This window comes from Arthrobacter humicola, assembly GCF_039531445.1.
GTDB classification, from domain to species: domain Bacteria; phylum Actinomycetota; class Actinomycetes; order Actinomycetales; family Micrococcaceae; genus Arthrobacter; species Arthrobacter humicola.
The window spans coordinates 271672-291477 of the sequence record NZ_BAAAQB010000041.1 but is presented as its reverse complement, the minus strand read 5'-3'; the positions used below and the strand labels follow the sequence as shown (position 1 = coordinate 291477).

At 67.4% G+C, this 19806-nt stretch carries 18 protein-coding genes; 11 read left to right on the top strand and 7 right to left on the bottom strand.

Annotated elements, in window-relative coordinates; genetic code table 11:
* Window positions 1-497: 497 nt before the first annotated feature.
* Complete coding sequence (locus ABD243_RS17965; RefSeq protein ID WP_091254107.1) at window positions 498-1274, top strand: SDR family oxidoreductase; 777 nt, start codon at window positions 498-500, stop codon at window positions 1272-1274.
* A 97-nt stretch (window positions 1275-1371) separates the two neighbouring features.
* On the opposite strand, the gene serB is transcribed toward ABD243_RS17965, so the two are convergent.
* On the bottom strand, window positions 1372-2298 hold the full coding sequence (gene serB, locus ABD243_RS17960; RefSeq protein WP_344367725.1) for a phosphoserine phosphatase SerB: 927 nt from the start codon (window positions 2296-2298) through the stop codon (window positions 1372-1374).
* Between the two features lie 132 nt (window positions 2299-2430).
* Between serB and ABD243_RS17955 the strand changes: the two genes are divergently transcribed.
* The 5 genes from ABD243_RS17955 (at window position 2431) to lplAB (ending at window position 6510) form a co-directional block, all read left to right on the top strand.
* Window positions 2431-3216, top strand: a complete 786-nt coding sequence (locus ABD243_RS17955; RefSeq protein WP_344367724.1) for an ABC transporter ATP-binding protein — start codon at window positions 2431-2433, stop codon at window positions 3214-3216.
* An 18-nt stretch (window positions 3217-3234) separates the two neighbouring features.
* Window positions 3235-4020 carry a sulfite exporter TauE/SafE family protein gene (locus tag ABD243_RS17950; protein ID WP_344367723.1) on the top strand — a complete coding sequence of 262 codons (786 nt, stop codon included), beginning with the start codon at window positions 3235-3237 and terminating at the stop codon, window positions 4018-4020.
* Window positions 4021-4049: 29 nt separating this feature from the next.
* Complete coding sequence (locus ABD243_RS17945) at window positions 4050-4859, top strand: TrmH family RNA methyltransferase (protein ID WP_344367722.1); 810 nt, start codon at window positions 4050-4052, stop codon at window positions 4857-4859.
* Window positions 4860-4993: 134 nt separating this feature from the next.
* The gene (locus ABD243_RS17940; protein ID WP_090956047.1) at window positions 4994-5251 is read left to right on the top strand and encodes a type B 50S ribosomal protein L31; all 258 of its coding nucleotides are present in this window, start codon (window positions 4994-4996) and stop codon (window positions 5249-5251) included.
* A 158-nt stretch (window positions 5252-5409) separates the two neighbouring features.
* Complete coding sequence (gene lplAB / locus ABD243_RS17935; RefSeq protein ID WP_344367721.1) at window positions 5410-6510, top strand: lipoate-protein ligase LplAB; 1101 nt, start codon at window positions 5410-5412, stop codon at window positions 6508-6510.
* A 58-nt stretch (window positions 6511-6568) separates the two neighbouring features.
* On the opposite strand, the gene pepN is transcribed toward lplAB, so the two are convergent.
* Window positions 6569-9196 carry an aminopeptidase N gene (gene pepN, locus ABD243_RS17930; RefSeq protein WP_344367720.1) on the bottom strand — a complete coding sequence of 876 codons (2628 nt, stop codon included), beginning with the start codon at window positions 9194-9196 and terminating at the stop codon, window positions 6569-6571.
* A 34-nt stretch (window positions 9197-9230) separates the two neighbouring features.
* Window positions 9231-10241 carry a YeiH family protein gene (locus ABD243_RS17925; protein WP_344367719.1) on the bottom strand — a complete coding sequence of 337 codons (1011 nt, stop codon included), beginning with the start codon at window positions 10239-10241 and terminating at the stop codon, window positions 9231-9233.
* 130 nt (window positions 10242-10371) lie between these two features.
* On the opposite strand from ABD243_RS17925, the gene ABD243_RS17920 reads away from it, so the two are divergent.
* From ABD243_RS17920 to ABD243_RS17910, 3 genes are read left to right on the top strand one after another with little or no spacing between them, the layout of a single operon-like run.
* Window positions 10372-11967 (top strand): circularly permuted type 2 ATP-grasp protein, encoded by a 1596-nt coding sequence (locus tag ABD243_RS17920; protein ID WP_344367717.1) that lies wholly within the window; start codon window positions 10372-10374, stop codon window positions 11965-11967.
* A complete protein-coding gene (locus ABD243_RS17915) occupies window positions 11960-12886 on the top strand; it encodes an alpha-E domain-containing protein (RefSeq protein ID WP_091254130.1) in 927 nt (308 codons plus the stop codon). Before ABD243_RS17920 ends, ABD243_RS17915 begins: the two co-directional genes overlap by 8 nt.
* Window positions 12883-13734 carry a transglutaminase family protein gene (locus ABD243_RS17910; protein ID WP_344367716.1) on the top strand — a complete coding sequence of 284 codons (852 nt, stop codon included), beginning with the start codon at window positions 12883-12885 and terminating at the stop codon, window positions 13732-13734. The genes ABD243_RS17915 and ABD243_RS17910 overlap by 4 nt, the downstream gene beginning before the upstream one ends.
* 105 nt (window positions 13735-13839) lie before the next feature.
* Here the strand turns inward: ABD243_RS17910 and ABD243_RS17905 are convergent, their stop codons facing one another.
* Entirely contained in the window at window positions 13840-14337 is a 498-nt protein-coding gene (locus ABD243_RS17905) for a pyridoxamine 5'-phosphate oxidase family protein (RefSeq protein ID WP_237563289.1), read from the bottom strand.
* A gap of 167 nt (window positions 14338-14504) precedes the next feature.
* On the opposite strand from ABD243_RS17905, the gene ABD243_RS17900 reads away from it, so the two are divergent.
* Window positions 14505-16205, top strand: coding sequence for a GAF domain-containing sensor histidine kinase (locus ABD243_RS17900; RefSeq protein ID WP_344367715.1), 1701 nt, complete (start codon window positions 14505-14507; stop codon window positions 16203-16205).
* Window positions 16206-16245: 40 nt separating this feature from the next.
* Here ABD243_RS17900 and ABD243_RS17895 read toward each other — a convergent pair whose 3' ends face one another.
* The gene (locus ABD243_RS17895; RefSeq protein ID WP_344367714.1) at window positions 16246-16977 is read right to left on the bottom strand and encodes a response regulator; all 732 of its coding nucleotides are present in this window, start codon (window positions 16975-16977) and stop codon (window positions 16246-16248) included.
* Window positions 16978-17202: 225 nt separating this feature from the next.
* Between ABD243_RS17895 and ABD243_RS17890 the strand changes: the two genes are divergently transcribed.
* Window positions 17203-17649, top strand: coding sequence for a universal stress protein (locus ABD243_RS17890; protein WP_344367713.1), 447 nt, complete (start codon window positions 17203-17205; stop codon window positions 17647-17649).
* 8 nt (window positions 17650-17657) lie between these two features.
* Here ABD243_RS17890 and ABD243_RS17885 read toward each other — a convergent pair whose 3' ends face one another.
* Window positions 17658-18125 carry a pyridoxamine 5'-phosphate oxidase family protein gene (locus tag ABD243_RS17885; protein WP_116765703.1) on the bottom strand — a complete coding sequence of 156 codons (468 nt, stop codon included), beginning with the start codon at window positions 18123-18125 and terminating at the stop codon, window positions 17658-17660.
* Window positions 18126-18263: 138 nt separating this feature from the next.
* Window positions 18264-19772, bottom strand: coding sequence for an SDR family NAD(P)-dependent oxidoreductase (locus ABD243_RS17880; protein WP_344367711.1), 1509 nt, complete (start codon window positions 19770-19772; stop codon window positions 18264-18266).
* Window positions 19773-19806 lie beyond the last annotated feature (34 nt).

The following is a 19806-nucleotide window of genomic DNA, read 5'->3' as shown; positions in this document are numbered from 1 at the left end:
CACTCGCTGATCCTGCACTCGCTGATCCTCTGCGGTTTGACTCTCTACTGGCCGTGCGATGAGGCTGGCGGCAGGTGCCGCCGCGGCGTCAGCGGGCCTCGTCGCGGGCCCGCTGGAGACAGCCCGCGACCTCGGCGTCGAGGTCATCTTCCGAGCGACGCTCCAGGTGGTGCATCCAGACGCCGGGGGACGGGCTGACCACTGAATTGAACCTTGATGAGTCGATGCGGCCGGGCCGCCCGCGTCTCCACCGGGGGGACATGCCCAGTCCTGACCCCCGGCACTGGACATATGGGCCACATGTCCAGGCCAGAGCCTACACGGAGAGCATGTCCCGCGCAGGGGAGGTGCAGGGAGAAACAGGGGACCCGCCATGCTCCCGGAAACTACGCCGCCGGGGCTTCTTTGTGGAGGCTGAACAACTGAAAAGGCGAAGACCGCTGGCATGATGGATTGCAGACCCACAGTGTTTGGACGTTTGGAACAAAGGAGCTTGTATGGGACTGCTGGAGAACAAGACTGCGATCGTGACCGGTTCGTCGCGCGGAATCGGCGCCGAAGTCGCCAAGTTCCTCGCCGCCGAGGGTGCGGCCGTGGTTGTGAACTACCGTCAGAAGGCGCCGCGCGCCAACAAGGTTGTCGCCGAGATCGAGGCCGCCGGCGGCCGCGCGGTGGCGGTCGGGGCTGACCTCACCACCCAGGAAGGCGTCCAGGCCCTGGCCAGCGCCGCCATGGAGAACTTCGGCTCGCTCGACCTCCTGGTCCTCAATGCCTCCGGCGGCATGGAGACCGGCATGGAAGAGGACTACGCCCTGAAGCTGAACCGTGACGCGCAGGTGAACATGCTCAACGCTGCTGCGCCCCTCATGCCGGAAGGCTCCCGCGTGGTCTTCGTGACCAGCCACCAGGCCCACTTCATCGACACGGTGCCCACGATGCCCGAGTACGAGCCCGTCGCGCGCAGCAAGCGCGCGGGCGAGAACGCCCTGCGCGAACTCGTCCCGGACCTGGCCGACAAGGGCATCTCACTTGTGGTTGTTTCCGGCGACATGATCGAGGGCACCGTCACGGCCACCCTGCTTGACCGCTCCAATCCCGGCGCCATCGAGGCCCGCCGTGCCGAGGCCGGCAAGCTGTACTCGGTCAAGGAGTTCGGCGCCGAGGTCGCCAAGATGGCTACGGCCGACGTCGAGACCGGTCACACCGAATACGTCGGCGGCGCCGATTATTTCGATAAAACCGCAGCCAAGTCGGCCGACAAGGGTTCCCACTAGGACCTCAGGCCCGCGGCCGCGATGGCACGTCGCGGCAATGTTTCCCCCAAAACATTGCCGTGACGTGCCATCCCGCAGTTAACGCAACGAAAGAACGTCAGACCCCCGAGATGTACCGCACGGCGTCGAGGTAGGGAAGGTTCACGGCGGCATCTGCGGCCGCACGGACGGCCGGCTTCGCATTGAACGCGATGCCGATTCCTGCGGCGCCGAGCATGTCGAGGTCGTTGGCGCCGTCGCCCACGGCAATCGTGTGCTCCATCGGGATGCCTTCGGCCGCCGCCCACTCGCGCAGGTACTTCTCCTTGGCGGCGCGGTCGACGACGTCGCCGATCACCTTGCCGCTCAGCGCACCGTCGACGATCTCGAGTTCATTGGCAATCCAGTAGTGCAGGCCCAGGTCCTCGGCGATCGGCCGGAGGATCTGGTTGAACCCGCCGGAGACCACGGCCACGGCGTGGCCGGCGGCCTGGAACGCCGCCACGAGCTCGGCGGCCCCGTCGGTCAGCTTGACCTCGGCGCGGACCTTTTCGACGACGTCGGCAGGCAGCCCGGCGAGCACCGCCACCCGGGCGTGCAGGCTCTGGGCGAAGTCCAGCTCGCCGCGCATGGCCGCCTCGGTCACCGCGGTCACTTCCTCGCGCTTGCCGGCATAAGCGGCCAGGAGCTCGATCACTTCCTGCTGAATGAGCGTGGAGTCCACGTCCATGATCAGGAACTTGCGAGGCGCGTTGCGCAGTTCCGCGGGAACCAGGGCCGTGTCCACGCCGTCGATGCCTGAGGCCGCCAGCGTGCGGCGCGGACCCTCCAGCAGCGACGCCCGGAGGGAGGCTTCGGCGTTTCCGGGCTCTGCATCGAGGGAATCCAGTGCGCAGTCCGCCGCATACACCTCGAAGCGGCCGTCGCCGGTGCGGGTTTCGGCGTCGACGCTCAGCCCCGCGGCCGTGAGGAGCGACCGCAGACGCTCGATGTCGGGAAGGGACAGTTTCAGGCCGTAGCTGACTGCGGTCACGTTCGAACTCATGGCTTCAATCCTAGCGAGCAGGCGCCGGACGGCCCGAATTCGTTGCGCACCGGCCCCCGCCGCGTGACGCCCCACGGCAGCCCGCTGCGCCGGTTATCAGTCGTCCGCTTTTTTGTCCTAGTGTCTACTCCTATGAGTGAAGTTCTTGAAATGGCCGGCGTGAGCGTTGTACGTGGGGCTAAGACCCTCCTGGACAAGGTCGACTGGCAGGTCAAGGAAGGCGAACGCTGGGTGATCCTGGGACCCAACGGCGCCGGCAAGACCACTCTTCTCCAGCTGGCAGGGGCGCGGATCCACCCCACGTCCGGCACGGCGGGCATCCTGGAGGAAGTTTTGGGCGCCGTCGACGTCTTTGAACTCCGGCCCCGGATCGGACTGTCCTCCGCCGCGCTGGCCAGCCAGATCCCGGAACAAGAAAAGGTCCTCAATGTCGTGGTCACGGCCGCGTACGGCGTGACCGGCCGCTGGCGCGAAGGCTACGAGCGCGACGACGAACGGCGCGCCTTCGGGCTGCTGAACGAGTGGGGCATGGGCCCGCTGCTCAACCGTCCCTTCGCCTCGCTCTCCGAGGGGGAGCGCAAGCGCGTCCAGATCGCCCGAGCCCTCATGACCGACCCTGAACTCCTGCTCCTCGACGAGCCCGCCGCCGGGCTGGACCTCGGCGGCCGCGAGGACCTCGTCCGGCGCCTGAGCGAACTCGCCCGCGATGAGTCGGCCCCGGCGATTGTCCTGGTCACGCACCACCTCGAGGAAGTGCCGCCGGGCTTCACCCACGCCATGCTCCTGCGCGACGGCGGTGTGGTGGCTTCCGGCCCGCTGCCCGAGGTCCTCACGGCCGAAAACCTGAGCGCGACGTTCGGTCTGCCGCTGGACGTCACCGTCACCGCAGGCCGGTACACCGCCACCGCCAGCCGCTGACGGGGCCGCTGACCCCGCGTGGAGCTCCTCAGTAGCGTCTTCATTTTCTTCGCCGGGCTGTGGGCGGGCACCATCAACAGCGTCGTCGGCTCCGGCACGCTGGTCACCTTCCCGGTGCTGATCGCCCTGGGCTACCCTCCCGTCACCGCGTCCATCAGCAACGCCATGGGACTTGTGGCCGGCAATGCCGCCGGCGCCTGGGGCTACCGGAGGGAGCTGACAGGCCGGGGCAAGCAGCTGCTCCGGCTCCTGCCGGCCTCACTGCTGGGCGCCGTGACCGGCGCCTACCTGCTGCTGCACCTGCCCGAGAAGGTCTTCTACTACGCCGCCCCTGTCCTGATCGTGCTGGCCCTGCTGATGGTGGCCTTCCAGCCGCGGCTACAGCGGTGGGTGAAGAACCGGGAAGAAAATCCCGAGCACGCGATCCGGGACCGCCGCCACGGTGTGCTGCTGGTGGTGCTGGTGTATCTGGCCGGCGTCTATGGCGGCTACTTCGTCGCGGCTCAGGGCATCCTGCTGGTCGGCATCCTGGGCGTGTTCATGACCGGGACCATCCAGAACGCCAACGCGATGAAGAACATCCTGGTCCTGGGCGTGAACGTCGTCGCCGCCTGCTCCTACCTGTTGTTCGCCTTCGACCGGATCAGCTGGGGAGTGGTCGGCCTGATCGCCGTGAGCTCCCTGATCGGCGGGGTGATTGGCTCCAAGGTGGGGCGCAGGCTTTCCCCGGTGGTCCTGCGCGGGGTCATCTTCGTCCTGGGCCTGGTGGCGCTGGGATTCATGATCGCCAACCTTTTCAAATAACCACACGAACCTGCTGAAATGACCTGCCCGTGACTTTTTACTATCTTGACTCCGCCGACGACCCGCGGGTTTCGGACTACACCCAACTCACGGACGTGCACCTGCGCAAGGTCCGCGAACCCGCCGAGGGCCTGTACATCGCGGAGTCTTCCCGCGTCCTGCGCCGGGCCCTGGCGGCGGGGCACCGGCCGCGGTCCTTCTTCCTGGCCGAGAAATGGGCCGAGGACCTGGCGGATGTCTTTGCGCAGTACCCGGACGTCCCGGCCTATGTCGGCCCGGCCGCGCTCCTGGAGGAAATCACCGGCTTCCACCTGCACCGCGGCGCCATGGCCGCCATGCACCGGCCTGCCCCGGTGCCCCTGGCGGAACTGCTCGCGGGAGCCCGCCGGGTGGCCGTGCTGGAGGACATCGTGGACCACACCAACGTGGGGGCGATCTTCCGCTCCGCCGCTGCCCTGAGCGTGGACGCCGTCCTGGTGTCACCGCGCTGCGGGGATCCGCTGTACCGGCGCAGCGTGCGGGTCAGCATGGGCACGGTGTTCCAGGTGCCGTGGGCGCGGCTGGAAGACTGGGCGGGAGGATTGGCCGCGCTCCGGGAACAGGGTTTCACCGTGGCCGCCATGGAGCTCACGGATGACGCCGTGGACCTGGACGAGCTCGCGGCCCGGCGCCCCGAGCGGCTGGCACTGGTGCTGGGCACGGAGGGGGCGGGCATGAGCGAAGGCACCCTGGCCGCCGTCGACCTCGCCGTGAAGATCCCGATGCGCCCGGGCGTCGATTCACTCAACGTCGCGGCGGCGTCGGCGGTCGCGTTCTGGGAGCTCCGCCCGAAGGGCTGACGTGCGCAAACGGCGTTCGTCACTCCGTCCGCTTTCCGCTATGATTGATAGCTGGCCGTCCGGTGCTTTCCGCCGGCCATCCCATTCATACCTGGCAGCTGGCAAAATCCAGTTGTGCGAACAAAGGTCCAATTATGAAGTCTGATACCCACCCGAAGTACGAAGCTGTTGTTTTCAACGACCTGGCTTCCGGCGTCAAGTTCCTGACCAAGTCCACCGTGTCTTCTTCCAAGACCATCGAGTGGGAAGACGGCAACACCTACCCGGTCATCGACGTCGAAATCTCCTCCGAGTCCCACCCGTTCTACACGGGCAAGCAGCGCATCATGGACTCCGCAGGCCGCGTCGAGCGCTTCAACGCTCGCTTCAAGGGCTTCGGCGGCAAGAAGTAACTTTCTTCCCCAAGGTCTTGTAGGAAGCCCGCACCGGCAACGGTGCGGGCTTTTTGCGTTGCCCTCGCGTACCGCCGTACGTCGCGCCGCTGGCGGCGCCCGGGCCGCCGCCGCTTCCGTCGCGCCGCCGGCAGGATTGCCGTGGCAGGATTAATGCCATGACGACCCTTCCCTATGCTTCCGGTTCCGCGCACGACGACGGCGGCCGTCACCACGGCGAATACAAGGTCCCGGGCGGCAAGCTTGTGGTCGCCGATTTCGACGTCGTGGACGGCGTGCTGACGAACGTCTCGCTCAGCGGTGACTTTTTCCTGGAGCCGGACGAAGCGCTGCCGGAGATCAACCGGGCCCTCACAGGGCTGGCCCTGGACACCGGCGCCGCCGACATCGCGGCGGCCGTGACGGCGGCCCTGCCCAAAGACGCCGTGCTGTTTGGCTTTTCTGCCGACGCCGTCGCGGTCACCGTCCGCCGCGCCCTGGCGAAGGCCACGGGCTGGGCGGACCACCACTGGAACATTATCGCCCCGTCCGTCCTGCCCACCCACGTCAACGTTGCCTTGGATGAGGTCCTGACCGAGGAGGTCGGGGCCGGGCGGCGCAATCCCACCCTGCGGTTCTGGGACTGGGAGGAGCCCTCCGTGGTGATCGGCAGCTTCCAGTCGGTCCGCAATGAGCTCCACCCCGCAGGTGTGGCCCGGCACGGCATCAGCGTGGTCCGCCGGATCAGCGGTGGCGGGGCGATGTTCATGGAGGCCGGGAACTGCATCACTTACTCGCTCTACCTCCCGCAGACCCTCGTGGACGGCATCAGCTTCGCGGACTCGTACAGTTTCCTGGACGCCTGGGTCATGGCCGCGCTGGAGAAGGTCGGCATCAGCGCCTTCTACGTGCCGCTCAATGACATCGCCACCGAGCACGGCAAGATCGGCGGGGCGGCCCAGAAACGGCTCGCCAACGGCGGCATGCTGCACCACGTCACCATGAGCTACGACATCGACGCCGACAAGATGGTCGAGGTCCTGCGCATCGGGCAGGAGAAACTGTCGGACAAGGGCACCAGGAGCGCGAAAAAGCGGGTGGATCCGTTGCGCCGCCAGACCGGCATGGCCCGCGCAGAGATCGTCGCGGCCATGATGGACGTCTTCGCTGAACGCTATGGCGCGACGCCGTCCGAACTCACCGACGCCGAACTCGAGGCGGCCGGCCGCCGCGTCGAGACCAAGTTCGGCACCGCGGAGTGGCTCCACCGGGTGCCTTGAGCCCCTGCACCCCCGCCGGTTGCTCCGTAACGGCCCTTTAGAGCCGCCAAAAGGGCAGTTACGGAGCAGTCGATCGGGGATTCGCCGCCAGGGCCTGCGCCGTGAGTGAACGGTGCAGGTGGCTGCGCTGTTCGATGATGATGCGGCGCAGCGCCCGCGGTGCTTCCGGGTGCCCGGCGAGCCAGTGGTCCGTCCGGACAATGACGGAGTGCGTGTCCGGGGTGCTGCCGTCCAGGTCCTGCCCGGCCGGGTAGAGCCCCCGGACAATCCGGCTCGCGATTTCAATGCTGCGCCCGCCCCACACGTCCACCAGGCAGTCGAAATAGCGGTCAGTGAATCCGCGCAGCAGCGGCGCCGCGGCAGTGTTGAAGCCGGCGATGGTGGCGCTCAGCAGCTGGTTGGAGAGCGAGGTGCCGTGCACGGCTTCCTGCCAAGCGGCCTCCTTGACGGCTTCCTCGGGGCGGGCCGCGAGGGCCGTGGCGTGCCCTGACTTGCCGGCGGCGGTGTTGTCCCGGGCAAGCTCCCCGTCCAGCTGGGCAACGGTGGCTTCCCCGTTGGCGGCAAGGGCGTGCCAGAAGTTCCAGCGGAGCTCCGCATCCACGGACAGGCCGTCAAGGACCGTGCTGCCGTCGAGGATGCCGCGGAGCAGGTCCAGCCGGCTGTTGTCGAAGCGGCTGGCCGCGGCGACCGTGCGGGCCCACGCCAGCTGCTGGTCGGAGCCCGGCGCGGCCCGGTGGAGCTCGTCCGCGGCAAGGGACAGGAAGCCGTGGCGGACGGCGGCACGGCCGGCCGCGGGGACATAGCGTTCGATCGCGGTGGCGGCGTTGCCCAGAACATTCAGCAGCACACCGATCCCGGTTTCGGCGGGTCCGAAGCGCTGGACGGCGTCGACGTAGAGGGCGGCCGGCGTGACCGCGTCACGGGCCGAGTCCCACAGCGCCGTCCAGCACAGCGCCCGTGCCATGGGATCGCTGAGCTTGTCCAGGGAGCTGCGCGCCGTGGTCTCGGAGTGCGGGTCCAGCCGGACCTTGGCGTAGCTAAGGTCGTCGTCGTTGACCAGCAGCAGGGCAGGCCGCGGTTTCCCCGCCAGCGCCGGGACGTCGGTCCGGTCGCCGCTGACGTCGGTCTCGACGCTGTCCGAGCAGACCAGGACGCCGGCGTCGTCAAAGTCGTAGAGGCCGATCCGCAGCCGGTGCGGGCGCGGCTCCTGCCGGCCCGTCGTCGGGTCCTCCGCGTCCTGGAGGACCGTCACGGTGCCCAGGACGCCGTCGTGCTCCTCGATCTCGCTGGAGAGGGTGGAAATGCCGGAAGTCTGCAGCCACTGCCGGGCCCAGTCCGCGAGGTCCCGGCCGGATGCCGAGCTCAGCGCGGTCAGCAGCTCGGCCAGGGTGGTGTTGCCGTAGGCGTGGTCCTTGAAGTACTGGCGTGAGCCGGCAATGAACGCCTCGAACCCGACGTACGCGACAAGCTGCTTGAGGACAGAGGCGCCCTTGGCGTACGTGATGCCGTCGAAGTTCTGCTTCGCGGCCTCGAGGTCCGATATGTCGGCAACGATCGGGTGCGTCGTCGGGAGCTGGTCCTGCACGTAGGCCCAGGCCTTGCGGTTGTTGGCGAAGTTCACCCAGGCCGTGTCCCAGTCCGTGGTCCGGTCCACTCCCAAGGTGCCCATGTAGTCCGCGAAGGATTCCTTGAGCCACAGATCGTCCCACCACTTCATTGTGACGAGGTCGCCGAACCACATGTGTGCCATCTCGTGCAGGAGGGTATTGGCGCGGGCCTGGTACTGGGAGTCGGCGGCCCGGGAGCTGAAGACGTAGCTTTCCGTGAAGGTCACGAGTCCCGGGTTCTCCATGGCGCCGAGGTTGTATTCAGGCACGAACGCCTGCTCGTATTTGCCCCACGGGTAGGGGAAATCGAAGAGCTCGTTGAAGAAGCTCAGCCCGTTCTTGGTGAGACTGAAGAGCGCCCCGGCGTCGAAGGACGCGGCCATGGACGCGCGGCAGTAGAGCGCCAGCGGCACCTCCAGGACCGTGCCGTCGGCCAGCCTGCCGCTCCAGGTGTCCCCGGCTTTGAAGTACGGACCGGCCAGGACGGTGGTGATGTACGTCGACATCGGCTGGGTGGGGGCGAAGTCCCAGAGGCTCGTGGCGGGGTCGGACGTTAGCTGGGTGCGCAGGACCTCAGCACCGTTGGAGGACACTTGCCAGTCCGACGGGGCCATGACATGGAACGTGAACTCGGCCTTCAGGTCGGGCTGCTCGAAGTTCGCGAACACCCGGCGCGCGTCAGCGGGTTCGTACTGCGTGTAGAGGTAGCACTGCCCGTCGGCGGGATCCACGAAGCGGTGCATGCCCTCGCCTGAGGTGCTGTACAGGGCCGTCCCGGTGATGGTGACCTGGTTCTCGGCCTGCAGGTTGTCGAGCCGGATGCGGGAGCCGTCCACGACGTCGGCCACGGCCAGGCCCTTGCCGTTGAGGAAGACGCTGTGCACGCTGCCCCCGATGAAGTCCACGAAGGTCGACGCTCCGGGTTCGCTGGCCGAGAACGTGATGACGCTGCGGCTCGTGTAGCCGGCGACACCCGGGTCCGCTGCCTGCCGGACGTCCAGGGAGACGTCGTAGCTGTGCGTGGTGATGAGGGCGGAGCGGGCCGCGGCTTCGTCGCGGCTCAGATTCTGATTCGACACCCCGCTATCTAATCACGGGAGCCTGTGTGCCGGATCACGTCGGCGGGAACATCAGGAACGCGGCGCCCAGCCCGAGCAGGGCGATCAGCAGCCAGGACGCCAGCGCGGCCAGCAGCGCGCGGGCGCCGGTGTGGAGGAGTTGGCCCACCCGCACCGCGGAGCCCAGTCCGAACAGCGCCATGCCCAGCAGCGCGTCCTGGACAGCGGCGGCCGCGTCCAGGACGGCGGGGGAGAGCCAGCCGGTGGTGCGGAGGGCCGCCAGGGCCACGAATCCGAGAACAAACAGCGGGATCACCGGCGGGCGCTTGGCGCCGTCGGCTTCGGAGCCCAGACGGTGGTGGAAACCCGCGGCGGCCACCACCGGTGCCAGCAGGATCACCCGCGTGAGTTTGACGACGACGGCGACTGCCAGGGCGGCGGTGCCCGCGGTCTGGGCGGTGGCGACCACCTGTCCCACGTCGTGTACTGAAGCGCCGGTCCACGCCCCGAAGGTCTCCGGCCCGAGGCCCAGTGGCCGCGCGAGCAGCGGCAGCACCCCGATCGCCAGCGTCCCGCACAGGGTCACAAGCGCCACCGGCAGCACCGTTTCCTCCTGCCGGATCCGGCGCACGGCGGCCATCGCCCCGATCGCGGACGCCCCGCAGATGGCGAACCCCGTAGCCACCAGCAGCGATACGCGCGGAGGAAGCCGGAAGAGCCTGCTGATCCCGTAAGTACCCGCGAAAGCCGCCGCCACCACGGCCGCAATCAGCAACAGCGCCGCCCAGCCCAGGCCCAGCACGTCGCCGAGGCTGACCTTCAGGCCGAGCACCACGATTCCGGCGCGCATGAGGTGCTTACCGGCGAAGTCCAGCCCGGGACGTGCCGGCCCGGCGGTCCAGCCCGCCACACCCGGCAGGTTGGCGGCCAGGAGCCCGAGAAGCACGGCCAGGGTCATCGCCGGGAGCGCGGGGAGCAGCTGATGGACAGCGACGGCGGCGGCAACGGCCGCTGCGGCGCCGATCAGGCCTGGCGCGGCCGCGGATGCGGAACTGGTGGAAGGCACGCCCCTACATTGCCGTACGCGGCGGGAAAAGCAGTAACTGCGGCCGCCCGCGCAGGCGCCCGTGCGCCGACCGCGCCGTGCGGGGGCCGCCGAAATGATTTCGTAACGAAAAAGTGGTTGGCTAGTCACCATGTCTGACCTATTCCAGGATTACTCCGAGGCTGCCGGCCGCACCGGCGCCTACGACGAGATGTTTACCCCCGGCCAGCAGGCCCGGAAGTCCTACGGGCAGGTGGCCGGGGCCCTGCGTGAACTTTCATTGGCCGATGTGAGCGCCCGCGCCGATTCCATGGCACGGACCTTCCTGGACCGCGGCGTCACCTTCGACTTCGCCGGCGAGGAGCGCCCCTTCCCCCTGGACATCGTCCCCCGGGTGATCCCCGCCGATGAGTGGAGCGTCCTGGAGCGCGGTGTCGCGCAGCGGGTCCGGGCCCTGGAAGCCTTCCTCAACGACGTCTACGACAAGATGACCGTGGTGTCCGATGGCGTCATCCCGCGCCAGCTCGTCACCACGAGCGCCCACTTCCACCGCCAGGTGCACGGCTTCGAACCCGCCGGCGGCGTCCGCGTCCACATTTCCGGCATCGACGTCGTGCGGGACGCCGCGGGCACCTTCCGCGTCCTGGAGGACAACGTGCGGGTGCCCTCGGGCGTCAGCTACGTCCTCGAGAACCGCCGCGCCATGGCCAAGGGCCTGCCCGAGGCCTTCGGCCAGCAGCTCATCCGCCCTGTCGAGGAATACCCGCGCCGGCTCCTGTCCGCGCTGCGCAAAACGGCGCCCGCCGGCGTCGACGATCCCACCGTCGTGGTCCTGACCCCCGGCGTGTTCAACAGCGCCTACTTCGAGCACACCCTCCTTGCCGGCCTCATGGGCGTCGAGCTCGTCGAGGGCCGCGACCTCATCTGCCGCGGCAACCGCGTCTACATGCGCACCACCGCCGGTGAGCAGCGCGTGGATGTCATCTACAAACGCATCGACGACGAGTTCCTGGATCCACTGCAGTTCCGGGCCGATTCCATGCTCGGCTGCCCGGGCCTGGTCAACGCGGCCCGCGCCGGTGGCGTGACCATCGCCAACGCGGTGGGCAACGGCGTCGCCGATGACAAGCTCGTGTACAGCTATGTCCCGGACCTGATCCGGTACTACCTCAGCGAAGAGCCCGTGATCGCCAACGTGGACACCTACCGGCTCGAAGAGAAGGAAGCCCGGGAACACGTCCTGGACCGGCTCGACGAGCTCGTGGTCAAGCCGGTCGACGGCTCCGGCGGCAAGGGCCTCGTGATCGGCCCGGATGCGTCCAAGGAAGAACTCGAAGCCCTCCGCAAGCGGGTCATCGCCGATCCCCGCGGGTGGATCGCGCAGCCGGTGCTGCAGCTGTCCACAGTGCCCACGCTCAGCGGCGACAAGTTCGGCCCCCGGCACGTGGACCTGCGCCCGTTCGCGGTCAACGACGGCGAGGACGTCTGGGTGCTTCCCGGCGGCCTGACCCGGGTGGCCCTCAAGGAGGGCTCGCTGATCGTCAATTCAAGCCAGGGCGGCGGCTCCAAGGACACCTGGGTCCTGGCGGATTCCCCGCAGGTTCCGGTCGAAGTCATCCCGCGGCCCACCATCACGGTCCGTGAGCGGGTTTCGGTCTGGCCGGTCGAAAGCAACTGGCGCGACAGCCAGAAAGAGCAGCAACAGCAGCAGATTTCTGACGCGCAGGAGGTAACCGCGAATGCTTAGCCGTATTGCCGAGTCACTGTTTTGGATCGGCCGCTACGTGGAACGGGCCGACGGCACAGCCCGGATCCTCGACGTCCACCTGGAGCGCCTCAACCACCTGCCCATGGAAGAACAGCGCAGCGTCGCGCAGGAGCTCCTGGCGGTGATGGGTGCACGCCCGCAGAATGACGAGTTCGGCCTCCCCGAGCTCTTGAACGCCCTGGCGTACGACAAGCACAGTGCGACGTCGATTGCCGGCTCGCTCGGCGCGGCCCGGGAAAACGCCCGCCGTGCCCGGGAGACCGTCTCCTCCGGGCTATGGGAAAGCCTCAACACGACCTACTACGGGCTGAACCAGCACCGCAAGGACGTCGTGGGCACCTACCGGTTCTGCAACTGGGTCCTGGAGCGCACGGCGATGGTCAGCGGCCTCGCCGACACCACCGTCAGCCACGACGAGAGCTGGCTGTTCCTGGTCCTGGGCCGGTCCCTCGAACGCGCCGACATGACGGCCCGCATGCTGTCCACGCGCGATGTCCTCTCGGCCGGCATGTCGTGGGTGAACATGCTCCGCTGCGCGGGCGCGTACGAATCCTTCCTGCGTACGCGCCGGGCGGCCTTCGGCGACCAGCACGCGGCAGAGTTCCTGCTTCTGGACCGGCTGTTCCCTCGGTCGATCGTCTACGCCCTGCGCGACGCCGACGAGTGCCTCGCGAAGCTGGACCCCTCGGCCCAGCGCGTCGGCTTCATCAACGACGCCCGCCGCATTGTCGGCCAGGCCCGCACCTTCCTGGAGTTCCACCGCACCGACGACCTGATGTCGGAACTGCCGGAGCACATGGAGCGCGTGCAAAAGGCGGTTTCGCAGGCCTCGGACGCCATTTCCCGTAAGTACTTCAATCAGGCAGACGAACTGGCCTGGGTGGGAGAAGTTTCATGACCCGGCTGAGGATCGTCCACAAGACGGCGTACAAGTACAACAAGCGCGTCACCCTGTCCTACAACGAGGCCCGGATGACCCCGCTGACGGACCCGCAGCAGGTGGTCCTGGAGTCCTCCATGAAGGTGTCGCCCTCGCAGGCGGCCCTGAGCAGCTACCGCGACTACTGGGGCACGCGCGTGACGGCCTTCGACATGCAGATGCCCCACGAACACCTCGAAGTCCTCTCCACCACCACCGTGGAGGTGCACCGGGTGGAGAAGATCGCAGCCGAGGCCGACATCGTCGGGTGGGACGTCCTGGCGGCCCCGGAGACGCTCAACCAGTACAGCGACTGGATTCCGCAGTCCCAGCTGACCGGTCCGGGCACCGAAGTGCTTGGCATCATTCCGGGCGTCGTCGAGGGGAAGACGCCGCACGAGGCCGCCATGGCGGTCTTCGCCTGGATGCGCGGCGAGATGACGTACATGAAGGGCTCCACCGGCGTCACCACTAACGCCGAGCAGGCCTGGAACCAGCGGCAGGGCGTCTGCCAGGACTTGGCGCACCTGGCCATCGGCTCCCTGCGCAGTTGCGGGATCCCGGCCCGCTACGTTTCCGGCTACCTTCACCCTCGTTCGACGGCGGACATCGGCGAGACGGTGGCCGGCCAGTCCCACGCGTGGCTCGAATGGTGGGACGGCGAATGGCGCAGCTGGGACCCGACCAACCACAAGCCGGCCGGGGACTTCCACGTCACCGTGGCCCGGGGCCGCGACTACCGCGACGTCCCGCCGCTCAAGGGCATCCTGTCCGGCGGCGGCGGATCGGCCCTCAACGTCAGCGTGGAGATCACCCGACTCGCCTAGCCGCACAACGTTGCTCTATCAGTTATGGCTGCTCTGAGCCCTCAGAACAGCCATATCTGATAGCGCAACCCGGGGACCGGGGCGGTAGGGGACCGGGGGTAAGGATTATTCCAGGCCCGACCGGGTGGCGTCGTCCAGCGGTGTCCACCAGGTCATCGGCGGAACCACCTTGAACCGACGGCCGGTGACGGTATCCGGCGTGATCCGGACGAAGTGCTCCTTCTTCCCGGCCTGCCACGGGAACAGCAACAGGCCCACGGTGTCCATGACTTCCTCAGGGTTCTGCACCGGAGCGGCCTGGCCTTTGGCCACGACGCTCCAGGCGATCCCGGTGTCCGCGTCGACGCCGTCCGCTTCCACCGCTACCGGCGTGTCGCCCGTGGCTGCCTGCAGCTTGGTGCCCACTGCGGTGCGGAACACCAGCGTCCCGTGATCGACCTTGTAATTGATCGGGAAGATGTCGGGATGATCGTCCACCCAGACCGCCAGCCTACCCACCGAGACGCTGCGCAAGAGTCGCCAGCATTCGTGATGATCGAGGTTTTCCACGGCGTGGGGCTGGTCCTTCGACGTCTGGCCGCCCGGGTTCGCATCAGTACTCATGCCGGCGAGCTTACGCCGAAGGGGTGAGCAGGGGCTAGGGCAAAAGGTCCCAGCCATGGAACAAAGCGCTAATAAATGCCCACTACTCGGGACCTTCCGTTCAGTTCACGGTATTCTGGCATCACGTCGTCAGCGTCGACGAGCGCCGGAGCGATTGGGGCAACAACATGCATTCGACGGGTAAGAGCCATGGCCATACCGCCTCCGAGCCAAATCCCAGTCTCGAGGAGCTGCTGAAGGGTTTTGGTTCCAGGGCCGAGGAACTCCAACAGTCTCAGGAACGCATGGCCGGATTGCTGGAAGCGGTTGTGGCGGTGGCCGAGGACCTGAGTCTGGATGCAGTCCTGGAGCGCGTAGTGCTGTCGGCGTGCCGGTTGCTGCATGCCCGGTTCGGCGCCTTGGGGGTGATCGGCGATGACCACGCCCTGAGCCACTTCATCACCGTCGGCATCGACGAAGAGCTTGCACAGCAGATCGGTCCGTTGCCGACCGGCCACGGCGTACTCGGCCTGCTGATTTCCGATCCCCGGCCAATGCGGATGCACGATCTACGAAAACATCCGGAGTCTTACGGCTTCCCGGCACACCACCCGCCCATGCATTCCTTCCTGGGCGTCCCGGTCCGCGTCCGCGAAGTCGTCTTCGGAAACCTCTACCTCACGGAGAAGGAAAGCGGCGGCGATTTCACCGACGAGGACGAAGCCCTGGCAGTCGCCCTCGCCGCAGCCGCCGGCGTCGCCATCGAGAACGCCCGCCTTTACGACGACGCGCGCCGCAGGGCGCGGTGGCTGGAAGCCAGCATGGACGTCTCCGGGCTGATGTTGAGCACCGACCGGGACTACACCTCGGGCGGCCTTGACCCGATTGCCGCCCGCGCCCTCCAGGAGTCCGCGTCCGACCTCGCCTTGCTGGTGGCGCCCGCGGCCGACTCGCCGAGCTACGTGGTGATCGGCGTCGCCGGTGAACGCGGACGGTCCTTTTCGGGACGGTCGCTCCACCTTGAGTCCGAACGTCTGGAAGGAGTTCTCGACGGCGGCGAGCCGGTGCTCTTCGACGACGCGTCCGACGTCGTCGGGGAGGTCGACGGCTCCGTCACGGGGCCGCTGCTGGCCGTGGCACTCAGCACCCAGGGCGCCCACCACGGGCTTCTCCTCCTGGCAAAGAACAAAGATTCGGTCCGCTACGCCAGGACAGACATTGAAATGGGAGCCGTCTTCGGTTCCCACGTGGCCCTGGCCCTGGAACTGGCCAGAGTGCACCGGCTGCGCGAAGAGCTCCTGGTCTTCACCGACCGTGACAGGATCGCCAGGGACCTCCATGACCTCGTCATCCAGCGGCTGTTCGCTGCCGGACTGAGCGTGCAGAGCCTCACCCGCTTCACCAAGGAAGAATTGGCGCTGGAGCGGATCCGCAACATCACAGGCGAACTCGACGAGGCCATCCGGAGCCTCCGCGACACCATCTACTCCCTCAAGAGCAGCGGCGGAGAAACCGAACTGCTGAGCGGCCGGATCCGCCGGGTCACGAAGAGTTCGGCGAAGTCCATGCCTTTTGCCCCGCGCCTGACCATCACCGGACCGGTGGATGCCGTGACACCGGACAAGGCCGACAACGTGGTGGCTGTTGTCTCCGAGGGCCTCAGCAACGCGATCCGGCACTCGGGCGCGGACACGATTTCCGTCTCAGTCGCCGTCATCAAGGGCCGGGTGACGGTGGTGATCAACGACAACGGCACCGGATTCGCCGATCCGGAAAAACGCGGAGGCCTGACAAACCTCGAGGACCGGGCGCGGATGCTCGACGGCGAGTGCACCATCACCAGCACGCCCGACGCCGGTACGAGCCTCGAGTGGTCGGTGCCCCTTTAGGGCCCCTTTATTTTTCGGCGGTACGCCCGGACTGCAGGTGCTACCGGACGCTGTGCGGCCGGTTCGCATCACCGGCGTTCCCGCCGGAGGCCACCGGGACCGCCGGACTGGCGATGAAGACGGCTGCCTGGGTGCGGCGTTCGAATCCAAGCTTGGCCAGCAGCGAGGAAACGTAGTTCTTGACGGTCTTTTCCGCGAGGAACATCTCCGCCGCGATCTGCCGGTTGGTCAGTCCGCCGCCCACAAGTTCCAGTACCCGGCGTTCCTGAGGCGTGAGGGACGAGGTACGGGGGTCGACTTCCTCGGTATCCACCAGGCTGTCCACGACGCCGGCGGCGACGCCTTCCTCAAAGAGCGATTCCCCGGTGGCCGCCCGCCGCAGGGCCCCGATCAGGTCGGTGCCGCCGATCTCTTTGAGTACGTAGCCCCGGGCGCCTGCCAGCACGGCGCCGCGCAGTGCCTGTTCGTCGTCAAAGCTCGTCAGGATGATGCAGTTCAGGGAAGGGTCAACAGAGCGCACGTCGCGGCAGACCTCAATACCGGTTCCGTCAGGCAGCCGGGCGTCCAGCACACAGACGTCCGGATGCAGGGCCGGAATCCGGCGGGTTGCCTCGACCGCGGATCCGGAACTGCCGACCACGACGAATCCCTCGCCTTCGAGGAGTTCCTGCAACCCGCGCCGGACCAGCTCGTGATCGTCAAGGATAAAGACGCGTATAACCGCCGGCACGCCATCGGGTGCAGTGAGACCTGCATCTGACCAGGCAATCATGGTTCTCCTGTCCGGCCGCCTACTGCTGCACCGTTTGATTCTGTAGTTCGCTGACTTCCCCAAGCCTTAGCCATTCTTCTGCACACCGTGTCCCGGGACAAGGGTCCTAATGCCCACCCGCCTGCGGCGCTGCATGACTTTTGGCCCTAGGCGCCTACAGGGCCCGGCGGCATCATGGGAGCGGCGCCATCCGTGCCCGGCCGATACGACGACGAGGGATCACCAATGAACGAAGCCAGCGACACCCGGACCATCATTGTGGGCGTTGACGGTTCGGAGCCTTCTGTGGACGCTCTCCGGCAGGCGCAGCGCCTTGCCGTGCCGCTGTCCGCCACAGTGGTCGCCCTGGCCTGCTGGGATTACCCGCCGGTCTACGACGGCTACGTCGCCGTCGGCATCGATGACTTTGATGTCCGGGCGGGGGAGATCCTCGCCGAGGCAGTCGCCAAGGCGTTCGGCCCGGACGCTCCCGCCAACGTCGAAACCCGGCTCGTCCAAGGCCATCCGCGCCACGTGCTCATCGAGGAAAGCAAAACCGCGGATATGCTGGTTCTAGGCCGCCGCGGCCACGGCGGCTTCGGCGGCCTGCTTCTGGGATCCGTCAGCTCCGCCTGTGTGGCGCATGCGCATTGCCCGGTGCTGATCGTGCACTCGCCCGAGAAGGAGTCCTGACGCCGGAGCTATTCGAAGGTGGAGCGGCGCGGGTCCGAAAGGCGCGTGGTCCAGAGGTCGGGCCGGTTGACCTTGAAGCGTCGTCCGGTCAGCGCCTTGGGAGCGACCCGCACGTAATAGGCCTTCTCGCCAGGCTGCCAGGGCTCCAATAGCAACGCATCCACGGCATCCTTCTCCTCCTGGCTCTCAATGAGCTCGGCTTCGCCACGGGCCATGACGCTCCACGCCGCTTCGTCGTGGGCGTCGTAGCCGTCGATTTCGAAGGCGACCGGCTTGGAGGTGATGGCGCCCCACAGTTTCGTGCCGCCGGAAGTGCGGAAGACAATCGCACGCCGTTCCAGCACAAAGTTCACTGGAAAGATCTCCGGATGGCTGTCCACGATCAGCGCGACGCGCCCCACGGCTTCGGTATCGAGGAGGACCCAGCACTGGTCCATGGTGAGCGAGTAATCGGGCGAGGGCGTGGTTGAGTCCATGGACAGACACCCTACGGGCAGGCCCGGACTCCCATTAGGGCCATAAGGCCCGGTCAAGGGGCCATAAGGCCCGGCGGCCACACGTGTCCCGCAGCGCGCTCCCCGTGCCGCCAGGGCGGATCCGGGGAGCTCCGGACGTCACCAGGGGCTGGGCTTGTAGTCCTTGAGGAAGACGCCGTACTGATCTTCGCCGGCCTCGCCCATGACGATCGGGTCATAGACGCGGGCCGCGCCGTCAACCAGGTCCAGGGGCGCGTGGAAGCCCTCTTCCATGAGACGGACCTTGGTGTAGTGCGGGCGCTCGTCCGTGATCCAGCCGGTATCCACTGCGGTCATCAGGATCCCGTCGGCGTCAAGCATTTCCTGGGCACTGGTGCGCGTCATCATGTTCAGCGCCGCCTTGGCCATGTTCGTGTGCGGGTGCCCGGGGCCCTTGTAGGCGCGGGAGAACTGGCCTTCCATGGCGCTGACGTTGACGATGTACTTCCGCCGCGCGGTGGAGCGCTTCATGGCGCCGCGGAGCCGGCTCACCAGCAGGAACGGGGCCGTGACGTTGCACAGCTGCACTTCGAGCATCTCCAGCGGGTCCACCTCGTCCACCACCTGGGTCCAGCTGTTGATCGTGGCGAGATCCGGCACCAGCCCGCCGGCGTCGATCGCGGTGCCCGAGGCAATGCGCTCCAGTGAGGCAGAACCCGTGGACAGGGCCAGGGAGGTGATGGCGTCCCCGGCCAGCACAGGGTGTTCAAGCACCGTGCTGGCCAGTGCCAGCGGGTGCTTGTCATGCGCGTGGCCGAACGTGACGAGCTCGGGCCCCCCATTGCCGGCCTGAAGGGCCGCGGGCAGCGGCTCGTCCTCGGCGTCGACCAGGGGCTTATAGGCGTTTCCGGAGCGCCGCACCGTCTGGGCCGCGTTGTTGATGATGATGTCCAGCGGTCCTGCGGCGTCCAGGGAGTCCGTCAGGGCCATCACCTGGGACGGATCCCGGAGGTCGATGCCCACGATCCGGAGCCGGTGCAGCCAGTCAGCACTGTCCTCCATGGCGGCAAAGCGGCGCGCGGCGTCCTTCGGGAAGCGTGTGGTGATGGTGGTGTGGGCGCCGTCCCGGAGGAGCCGGAGCGCGATGTACATGCCGATCTTCGCCCGGCCACCGGTCAACAGGGCATTGCGGCCGGTCAGGTCGGTGCGCGCGTCGCGCTTACTGTGGCTGAACAGGGCACACTCGGGGCACAGCTGGTGATAAAAGGCGTCCACCTGGGTGTAGTGCTGCTTGCAGATGTAACACGGGCGAGACCTGATGAGGTGCCCGGCGATTTCGCCGGTCGCGGACGGGGCAAGCTTGTTGCCGCGCGTCTCGTCGTCGATTCTGTCCGGGGCCGCCGTCGCTGTCTGGGCGATGACGGCGCGGTCCGCTTCGGCGATCTCATCGCGCTTGGCAACCCGGCGGTGGCGCTTGACCGCCTTGAACATCTTCCCGGTGGCACGGCGGACGGACACGTAGTCCGGGTGTTCCTCGTCGTACGCGTGGATGGTGTTCAGGACCTTCAGGCAAGCCCGAATCTCCTCCGGGGTCAGCTCGGCACCGGCCGGCTCGGCTGGGGTCAACGCAGCAACGGAAAGATCGGAGGATAGATCGGGGGAGCTCATTGCCCCAATTTTACAGGCAACCGGTGCCCTGCCG